We start from the raw sequence: 1,467 nt of genomic DNA, 5'->3' as shown, positions 1-1,467 counted from the left end.
TCCCTCCCCGGCGCCCTGTACGAGGCCGGTGTGGCCGTCGTCGTCGCCCTCACCTTCGCCCCCAACCTCATCGCCGACGTCCACCGCCTGCGCGCCGCCCGTCGTCTGCGCGGCCGCCCCGACAGCGGCATCCGGGGCCTCCTGCACGTCGGACTCCCGGTTCTGGAGGGCGCGTTCGAACGCTCCGTCGCCCTCGCCGCAGCCATGGACGCCCGCGGCTACGGCCGTACCGCCGCCGTTCCCGCCCCCGTCCGCCGTACGACCACCGCCCTCACCCTCGGCGGCCTGCTCGGCGTCTGCGCCGGAACGTACGGTCTCCTCACCGCCGAAGCCGGCACCTACGGCCTCCCCCTCCTCCTCGCCGGCCTCACCGCGGCCCTGACCGGTCTGCGCCTCGGCGGTCGCCGCAGCCCCCGTACGCGTTACCGGCCCGCCCGTTGGGACCTCCGCGCCGGGCTGGTCGCCTGCTCCGGTGCCGCGGTGGCCGCCCTTCTCACCCTCGCCGCCTCCACCGACCCCGCCGCGCTCCACCCCGGCGTCGTTCCGCTGACCGCTCCCACGCTCCCCCTCTGGCCCGCCGCGGCCGTCCTCCTGGGCCTCCTCCCCTCCCTCCTCGCTCCCAAGGAACCGTCATGATCCGCTTCGAGGACGTCTCCGTGACGTACGACGGCGCGACCGAACCGACCGTCCAGGGCGTGGACTTCGAGGTCCCGGAAGGTGAACTCGTCCTCCTGGTCGGCCCGTCCGGCACCGGCAAATCGACCATCCTCAACGCGGTCAGCGGCCTGGTCCCGCACTTCACCGGCGGCACCCTGCGTGGCCGGGTCACCGTGGCGGGCCGCGACACGCGCACGCACAAGCCGCGCGAACTCGCGGACGTGGTCGGCACGGTGGGGCAGGACCCGCTGTCTCACTTCGTGACGGACACGGTCGAGGACGAACTCGCCTACGGAATGGAGTCGTTGGGCCTCCCGGCCGAGGTGATGCGCCGCCGCGTCGAGGAAACCCTCGACCTCCTGGGGCTCGCCGATCTCCGTGCCCGCCCCATCTCCACGCTCTCCGGCGGCCAACAGCAACGCGTGGCCATCGGCTCGGTCCTCACTCCGCACCCCAAGGCGCTGGTCCTCGACGAACCGACCTCGGCGCTGGACCCGGCGGCGGCGGAGGAGGTCCTGGCGGTCCTCCAACGCCTGGTCCACGACCTCGGCACCACGGTCCTCCTGGCCGAACACCGCCTGGAACGGGTCATCCAGTACGCCGACCAGGTGGTGGTCCTCCCGGCCCTGGGCTCCCCACCCCAACTGGGCACCCCGGCCGAGATGATGGCGACCTCCCCGGTCTACCCACCTGTGGTGGAACTGGGCCGCCTGGCAGGCTGGACCCCCCTGCCCCTGACGGTCAGAGACGCCCGCCGCCAGGCAACCGACCTGCGCAACCGCCTGGCAAGACTTACGGACAGCCCCACTG

General features: G+C 73.5%; 1 protein-coding gene and 1 pseudogene. Both read left to right on the top strand.

Annotated features, from left to right (window positions below):
- Positions 1-636 (top strand): annotated as a pseudogene (locus GRC12_RS44415) (energy-coupling factor transporter transmembrane protein EcfT); the annotation flags it as partial.
- Positions 633-1,467 (top strand): ABC transporter ATP-binding protein (locus GRC12_RS44410; protein WP_208786090.1); only part of this gene is annotated, 835 nt, incomplete at its 3' end. The pseudogene GRC12_RS44415 and the gene GRC12_RS44410, both read left to right, overlap by 4 nt.

Origin of the sequence: Streptomyces griseorubiginosus (assembly GCF_017614965.1) — a bacterium.
Taxonomy (GTDB): Bacteria; Actinomycetota; Actinomycetes; order Streptomycetales; family Streptomycetaceae; genus Streptomyces; species Streptomyces griseorubiginosus_B.
The sequence above is the reverse complement of the archived record's forward strand: the minus strand, read 5'-3'. Positions and strand labels throughout refer to the sequence as shown.